At 36.7% G+C, this 7,745-nt stretch carries 9 protein-coding genes; 5 read left to right on the forward strand and 4 right to left on the reverse strand.

The features are described from left to right. Positions 1-4: 4 nt before the first annotated feature. The gene (locus VIH09_RS02095) at positions 5-1,003 is read right to left on the reverse strand and encodes a type IX secretion system membrane protein PorP/SprF (protein ID WP_331577390.1); all 999 of its coding nucleotides are present in this window, start codon (positions 1,001-1,003) and stop codon (positions 5-7) included. A 157-nt stretch (positions 1,004-1,160) separates the two neighbouring features. Between VIH09_RS02095 and VIH09_RS02100 the strand changes: the two genes are divergently transcribed. The 4 genes from VIH09_RS02100 to VIH09_RS02115 all read left to right on the forward strand — a co-directional run bounded on the left by VIH09_RS02100 (position 1,161) and on the right by VIH09_RS02115 (position 3,786). Further along, positions 1,161-2,060, forward strand: a complete 900-nt coding sequence (locus tag VIH09_RS02100) for a NifU family protein (protein ID WP_331577392.1) — start codon at positions 1,161-1,163, stop codon at positions 2,058-2,060. A gap of 113 nt (positions 2,061-2,173) precedes the next feature. Beyond that, positions 2,174-2,374 carry a dodecin family protein gene (locus tag VIH09_RS02105; protein WP_331577394.1) on the forward strand — a complete coding sequence of 67 codons (201 nt, stop codon included), beginning with the start codon at positions 2,174-2,176 and terminating at the stop codon, positions 2,372-2,374. 166 nt (positions 2,375-2,540) lie between these two features. After that, positions 2,541-2,876, forward strand: coding sequence for a YtxH domain-containing protein (locus tag VIH09_RS02110; protein ID WP_331577396.1), 336 nt, complete (start codon positions 2,541-2,543; stop codon positions 2,874-2,876). 82 nt (positions 2,877-2,958) lie between these two features. Then, positions 2,959-3,786 (forward strand): mechanosensitive ion channel family protein, encoded by an 828-nt coding sequence (locus VIH09_RS02115; protein WP_331577398.1) that lies wholly within the window; start codon positions 2,959-2,961, stop codon positions 3,784-3,786. Positions 3,787-3,805: 19 nt separating this feature from the next. Here VIH09_RS02115 and tsaB read toward each other — a convergent pair whose 3' ends face one another. The 3 genes from tsaB to VIH09_RS02130 all read right to left on the reverse strand — a co-directional run bounded on the left by tsaB (position 3,806) and on the right by VIH09_RS02130 (position 7,208). Continuing rightward, positions 3,806-4,477, reverse strand: a complete 672-nt coding sequence (gene tsaB, locus VIH09_RS02120) for a tRNA (adenosine(37)-N6)-threonylcarbamoyltransferase complex dimerization subunit type 1 TsaB (protein ID WP_331577400.1) — start codon at positions 4,475-4,477, stop codon at positions 3,806-3,808. Positions 4,478-4,541: 64 nt separating this feature from the next. Beyond that, entirely contained in the window at positions 4,542-5,831 is a 1,290-nt protein-coding gene (locus tag VIH09_RS02125; RefSeq protein WP_331577402.1) for an efflux RND transporter periplasmic adaptor subunit, read from the reverse strand. A 6-nt stretch (positions 5,832-5,837) separates the two neighbouring features. Further along, positions 5,838-7,208, reverse strand: coding sequence for a TolC family protein (locus VIH09_RS02130; protein ID WP_331577404.1), 1,371 nt, complete (start codon positions 7,206-7,208; stop codon positions 5,838-5,840). Positions 7,209-7,404: 196 nt separating this feature from the next. Between VIH09_RS02130 and VIH09_RS02135 the strand changes: the two genes are divergently transcribed. Next, positions 7,405-7,745, forward strand: a 341-nt coding sequence (locus VIH09_RS02135) for a DUF4403 family protein (protein ID WP_331577406.1), incomplete at its 3' end; no start/stop codon positions are given.

Below are 7,745 nucleotides of genomic sequence, written 5' to 3' on the forward strand. Positions count from 1 at the left end.
AGGATTAATTAATGGCTGGGCATTCGCATACATATTTTACCGGTTTGCAAAACAAGTTTACCCCCAAAGTAATCTGATGATAGCCGCCAGTATCAAACTTCACAGGCCCCGTTACGTGCGAATAGGTATAGGCAACCATAAAATCCTTATAATTCACCCCCACAATCGGAGTAAAGTATTGCAATTTTTGTTTCGAAACCCCATTCCCATCAATATATTCGGCCCCGTCGAAGCTTCTTCTGTAAGAAAGCGCACCCCAGAGTCTTCCAAAATCCATGTTTTTGTAAGCTTTCATGTTTATATCGATGGATTTCTCTTTGGTTTTACCAACCATTTGAAACAATATGGATGGTTCCAATAAAATTCGGTCACTGTCCCCAAAAACATAACCTGCGCTCAACAGGTATTTCCTTAAATTATCACTTTCGTATTCGGTATAAATATCCCTTCTGGTTTCTATTGCATTTTTAATGGTCCCATGGACATAAAAATCCAAAAAATTATAAGACGCACCAAAATCAACATTGAAATAGGAATCTTTCTGCACAACCGTTCCGTCAATAATTGGATCCCAATCCCCCGATTGCAAAAAACTGGTCTCATCTAATTGACTCTGGATCAAACCAGCACTTATACCAAACGACAATTGATTCAAATCAATTTCATCCCTCGAGAACATCAGGTGATAAGCATACGTCAATTTCGCCCCCTTTTGAGAATGATAGCCATTTTTATCGTTAAAGAGAATGATTCCCGCCCCTGCTTTTTCAGTAACCCTTCCGTTAAAACTCAGGGTTTGAAGCTCAGGTGCATCTTCCTGACCAAACCACTGTTTCCTAGCAGTAAGTCTAATTTTGGCGCAATTTGCGGCACCGGCCATCGAAGGATGAATCAAATAATAGTTATCCGCCAAATAATCCGAATAAACTGGGATTCCCTCTTGTGAAAAAGAGTAAGAGCTTACAAAAAAAAATGCTAGTAAAATTTTAATTTTGATATGCATTGAGATACTATTATTTAAAATTAAACATTAAGCAGAAGAAAAGGTCTATCGAAATTCATCTAAACAACTAAGATAAAGTTAATTTATTCATTATTATATCAAATATAGTTATTCGTAGAAAATAACTTTACTAAATTTGTAAAAATTTACAAAAGTTATGACAAAAGTTACCATAAAAGAAACGCAAAACCCAACTATACTAAAGTTTGAATTCGAAGATTTCATCACCCAAAATGAAAGCTATGAGTTCAAAAACATAGACGAAGCCAAAGCATCTCCACTAACCCAACAATTATTTCACTTACCCTTTGTAAAAACGGTTTATATCTCGGGAAATTTTATTGCCATAGAAAAATATAGCATTGTGGAATGGGAGGACGTTAAAGACGCTGTCGCAGAACAAATTGACGCATTCGTAAACAATGGCGGCACCATCATTACGGTTGAAGAAAATAAAACAAAAAAACAACCTATAACCGTTTATGGCGAAACGACGCCGAACCCTGCAGCATTAAAATTTGTTGTTAGCCGAATGCTAACTAAAAACGCGATGGAATTTAAAAACATCGACCAAACCGCCCCTTCCCCCTTGGCAAAAGAATTGTTCAAATTCCCATATGTGAAAGAAGTGTTCATTGATGAAAATTACATTTCAGTTACCAAATACGAAGTGAATAACTGGGAAGAAATAACATTGGAATTAAGGAGCTTCATTAAGCAGTATATTGAAAATGGAGGAATTGTTCTTGATGAAAGCGTTATTATCGCCAAAGAGCATCAAGAAAAAAGCAAAAATGAAGAGTTTGACAAACTGGACGTTACCTCACAACAGATTATCAATATTCTTGAAGAATATGTAAAACCTGCAGTTGCAGCCGATGGTGGTAATATTATTTTTGATTCGTACAACGAGGAAAATAAGGTCGTAAAAGTAATCCTTCAGGGTGCATGCAGTGGTTGTCCCTCTTCAACATTTACTTTAAAATCAGGTATCGAGAATATGCTAAAAAGTATGCTAAATGATGAGAAAATTCAAGTAGAGGCGGTTAATGCATAAATAAATCACCGTCAAAATGCTGATTTTGTTAATATTATAATTTTATTAACCTCTTTTTCAATGTAATTATAAATATTTTGGTTAAATTTATGTTTAACTAAAAAATAGAAATTATGTCAGTATTAAAAGTTATTGAATTACTTTCCAGTTCAAATAGTAGTTGGGAAGATGCAGCACAAAAAGCAATTACTAAAGCATCAAAATCTGTAAAAAACATACGTTCGGTATATGTGAAAGACCAAAGTGCCGCGGTAAGCGATGGTAAAATATCGGAATATAGAGTAACTCTTAAAGTGACATTCGAACTCGAATAACTCTATTGTAAAAAGAAAAGAAGCGTTTCTCCGGAAACGCTTTTTTCTTTTTACAATAGAGTAACTTTTCGCCAACGGCTGACTATCAACAAACTATTACTATTCTAACAGTGCAACCATAAGAAAAAAATGCTTACTATTGTATCCTAATTTAACTTGAAAAACCATGGGACTATCAACATTTTTTAAAAATTTATTTGGCTCAGCCAAAAAAACTACAAATGAATTGGCCGACAAAGCCGAAATCGCGGCAGAACATGCCAAAGAAACCGCAAAGCCATACCTTGAAAAAGCAGAAACATTTGTAGAGGAGAAATTTAAAGAAGTAAAAGAAGCATCAGAACCCTTGATTGAAAAAGCAGAGGCCTTTACCGAAGATGCAAAAGAGACTATAAGCGATTATGCCGAAAAAGCAACTGATGCCTTAAGTGATGTAATTAAAAACGTAAAAGAAAGAACTTCCGATGACAGGACAAATAAAATAGAAGAGGATGCCGATTAATCTATTCAAAAAGAATTAATTTGTACTTTTGCATCATAAACATAAACCTTCTACGATAGAAGGTTTTTTTATTACTAAAAAAATGACCTTAAGCCCAGATTATGTAGCCAGTTACGCCACTACATTTGTTAAAACTTTAATTGACTATTCTCCAAAATTGATTTCAGCCTTTCTCATTTTATTTATTGGTCTTTATACTATTAGACTAATCAATAGACTAATTAGAAAAGTTATGATTAAAAGGGAATTAGACCCGACCTTGACTAAATTTCTGGCTGATATCTTACTTTGGGTTCTGAGAGTATTATTATTTGTTACGTTTATCTCAAATCTCGGGATTGAGACGTCCTCCTTTGTTGCCATTCTGGGAGCCATGGGTCTTGCGGTAGGACTATCCCTCCAAGGATCACTCTCGAATTTCGCCGGTGGCATGCTGATCATCCTCTTTAAGCCTTTCAAAGTGGGGCATCTAATAGAAGCTCAGGGAATCATAGCAAACGTTAGTGAAATACAAATTTTTGTAACCAAATTAACGACAGCAAACAATCAGACCGTATTTATCCCCAATGGAATTTTATCTAACGGTACCATCATCAATTACTCTTTGCAAAAATACCGAAGGGCTGATCTAACGTTTTCTATTTCTTACGGTTCCAACATCAAAGAAGCGAAAGATTTGATCATGCAGGTTTTAAACAGTAACCCAAAAGTGCTTCAAACTCCCCAACCGGAAGTTTTCGTGAAAAACTTGACCGATAGCGCCATTCAATTGGCCGTTAGGCCATGGGCAAACAACGAGGATTTCGGTATTGTATTTACGGAAACATTGGAAAATTGCAAGATCGCTTTTGACGCTGCCGGCATTGTAATACAACCCTACGTTAAGGAATTTTCCGCGGCTACCACTTAATAGCAATCAATCAGGCATTCTATTGTTTTTTTGGAGTAGTTATCAAAAAATCTTTCAAATAAAAAGGTTCAAAATAGGCGACATCGACGGTGTCGTTTTTTTTATATTTTTCAAAGCTGATTGCGCTCATTTCTTTTGCCGAAGGGTATCTGATTTCTTCCAAGAAGACAAAATTACCCTTGGTTAAAACAGATTCGCACTTTTCAGCGCAATCGCCAACAAAATAAAGCGTTTCTTGAAAATTGTCAAATGAACTCTCACTGATGATTTCAGCCTGCACGTCCCTAAGTCGTTCTAAATTTGCAGTAAAAATAGCGCTGTACACTTCCATTCTGCGGGCATCAATCATTGGAACGATCAATCCGCTTGGAATGTTCAGCTGTGAAGCCAATACTTGCAATGTGTCAACAGCAATCAATGGGAGGTCTAACGCAAAACACAAGCCTTTAGCGGCCGAAACACCGATACGAAGTCCCGTGTAAGAACCTGGCCCCTGACTTACGGCAATAGCCGATAAATCTTTATGGGTTATTCCCGCTTCTTTTAAACTTTTCTCTATAAAAACGTGTAATCTTTCCGCATGAGAATATCCTTCCTCCGCAATTTCATTGCAAATTATGGTCTTACCCGCTTTGGCAATGGATACGGAACAATTTTTAGTAGATGTTTCTATGTTGAGAATATAATCCAATCTTTATTATTTATGATATTAATCTCAGTGCTTTTTTGGATTGTGATCCAAATCAGGCACATTTTTATTTTTTTGGCTTATCCGTTTTCTCGGAGACCAAGTCACCAGAATTGAGTTCTTTAGCAACTGTAGTATAAGGACCTGTAATCACAACATCTCCTTTTTTTAGACCGCTTATAACTTCAATGTTGGCATCGTCTTGAATACCCGTTTTTATGATTCGTATTTTAGCCTTATCGCCCACTTTCACAAAAACACATTCGTATTTTTTGTCGCTTTTAGGGGCTGCATTTTTTTCCTCGATCTCCTCTGGCATTTTTATCTCTTTAACTGCAGCAGTGTCAGATTTCACAACTACCGAACTAATCGGTACTGACAAAACATTTTTCTTTGTCTTGGTTATAATGTCAACCGTCGCGGTCATCCCAGGTCTGAATGGGGAATATGCATTCGGTTTCCCGACCAATAGGTCTTGATAGGATTCCTTCAATATTCTTATTTTTACTTTAAAATTGGTTACCTGATCTGCCGTCAGTGCGCTGCTTGCCGAATTCGAAATACTGGTAACAACTCCTTTGAATTGTTTTTTCAAATAAGCGTCGACTTCAACTTTGGCAAAATCTCCTACTTTTATCTTAACGATGTCATTCTCGTTCACATCGACTTCAACTTCCATGTTGTTAAGGTTAGCGACCCTCAGAATCTCGGTTCCCGTCATTTGTTGTGTTCCCAATACCCGTTCACCCAACTCAACGTTCAGCACCGAAATTGTACCGTCAGCAGGAGCATAGATAATTGTTCTTCCCAAGTTGTCTCTGGCTTCATTTACCGAAGCTGAAGCGCTTTGCACATTAAAATAAGCGGATTGTTTGCTCGCTTTCGCAACTTCGAAAGAAGAAATTGATTTGTCCCAATCCGACTTTGAAATAATCCCCTTTTGAAATAAAACCTTATTCCTTTCATAACTGGATTTGGCTTCATTAAACTGCGCATCGGCTTGGCTTAGACCCGCTTTTGTTCCTGATAAATTTGAAACGGATCGGTTGTACCCGGAAGTATATAAATCCGGATTTATCTTAACCAACAAGTCCCCCTTTTTAACTACTTGCCCTTCTTTTACCGGCAATAAAATAATTTCTCCAGAAACTTCAGATGAAATTTTAACTTCAATTTCGGGTTGGATTTTCCCGGTAGCCGATACCGTCTCCACAATCGTTGAAGTGGTAACTGTGGCAATCTCCACTTCCTTACCTTTATCCTTGTTACCAATAACACCCGTTTTTGAAAGGACTATTAATAAGGCGATTAATGCAACAGCACCACCTATTAACAGATAAATTGTTTTTTTTGACATGTTTAATTAATTTTTAATGATAGGGATTCCAAAATAGAATTCCAATATTTTAATTTTAAATATATAATCGTACTTCGATCTGAGGACTTCAGATTGCGCATTCGACAGTAAGGTCTGTGATTGATTTAAGTCAAAAGAATTCATCAAACCCACATCGTATTTTTCTTTGGCATAGTCATACGCAGCCTGTCTGGATTCCAAAGCGATCAGCGAAGACTCGTGAGCATTTAATGCTCCTTTGGCATCCGTAAATGCGGTGTAGACATTTCTCTCAAGATTCAAATCTTGCTGCTCAAGCGCAATTTTGGATTTCTCCAGATTTACTTTGGACCGCTCCACATTGTTTCTGGCTGAGAACCCGTTAAAGATTGGAATACTCAATTGCGCCCCAAAAGACTGTCCCTTATTATCGCTGAACTGATCCCAAAACGGTGGTGCAGACTGTACACCTATAACTGCTCCATTACTGTCTCTCAGTGCAATGTCAGCATACGAAATTCGAGTGTTGAAATTATAAAAACCTTGTAAAGTAGGTTGAAAACCTCCCTTTGCGATAGCTACATTTTTCGCGGCAATTTCCAAATTGGTTTGTGCGATTTTAAGCTCTGTTCTACTTTCTTTGGCTTTGTCGTAAATAGACGATGGAGTTTGTGCCAAGATGTTGTTTTCGTCCTTTACTTCAGTACCATCCTCGATATCAAAATTCTCAAAATCCTTTAATTGCAATAATTGGGATAAACTTAATTTCGAAATCAACAATGCGTTATCAGCGGCAATTAATTTTTGATTGTCAGCGGCCACGGTCGCTTTGGCATCTAATAAATCACCCCTGGGAATAGAGCCTGCCTGGACTAATTCTTGCGAACGCAATAATTGTTTTTCATTGATGGCCAATTGATCTTTCTGCACTTTCAGGTTTTCTTTACTAAAAAGCACCTGTAAAAAAGCATTCGCAACGTTAAGCGCAATGTCCTCTTGCATTTTCAATAACTGGTATTTTGAAGCCACTATAGCAAGATTAGCTTTCCTCAGCGTATTTTGATTTTGCAATCCCCTGTAGATATCAACTCCTACGCTCGCTCCTGCAGACGTAAACTGAGTCGTTTTGTTTTGCAGAAGCCCAGTAGTGATATCTTGGTTCAGACCTATATTCCAGGAATGGCTTGCATTAGCATTTAATGAAGGTAAAAAATTCCCTATCGCTCCTTTTCTATCAATAGTAGCCGTTTCAGTATCTAACGCAGTCTGCTTTATTGAAATATTGTTTTGTATAGCATAATTTACACATTCCTTTAACGTCCATTTCTTAGTTTGCGCTTGAAAAGAAATGCTGCAAAGCAATAAGAGAATCAAGCTATAATAAATTTTATTTCCCATATATTTTGGCTGAATATGTAGCTTAGCCACTACACAAAATTAACTTTTTCCATTTAAGATAGAGAATAAATACACAAAATATTCAATCACTTTGCTTATCTTATAAAAACTATAAGACAATTAAAAAATGCATTTGTTACAAAATATCTGAAAAATATATTTGTTTTGTTAATTTTGTGAAATCAAATTAAAAAAAATGCCAAAGCACGTTTCATCCCTAATTTTAATTTTAGGTTTACTGTCTTTTTTCGCTTGCTCCACTTCGCAACAAATCAACACCTTAAAACCAGAAGCAGACGATGCAACCCCCATAGTATACGAAAACAGCCCTTCCTTTATAAACCTGCCCGTTAGCGTCAAACTGAAAGATATCGAGAACAAAACCAATTCGCTATTAAATGGGCTAATCTATGAAGACAATAACATAGACGATGACGATATTGAACTCAAAATCTGGAAACTCGCCCCTATCACAATCCGAAATAACAATGCCGCTTCAGGCGAAAAAATAGAAACTATTCTCCCTTTGAAGGCAAT

This window comes from Flavobacterium sp. (assembly GCF_036515215.1).
GTDB lineage: Bacteria > Bacteroidota > Bacteroidia > Flavobacteriales > Flavobacteriaceae > Flavobacterium.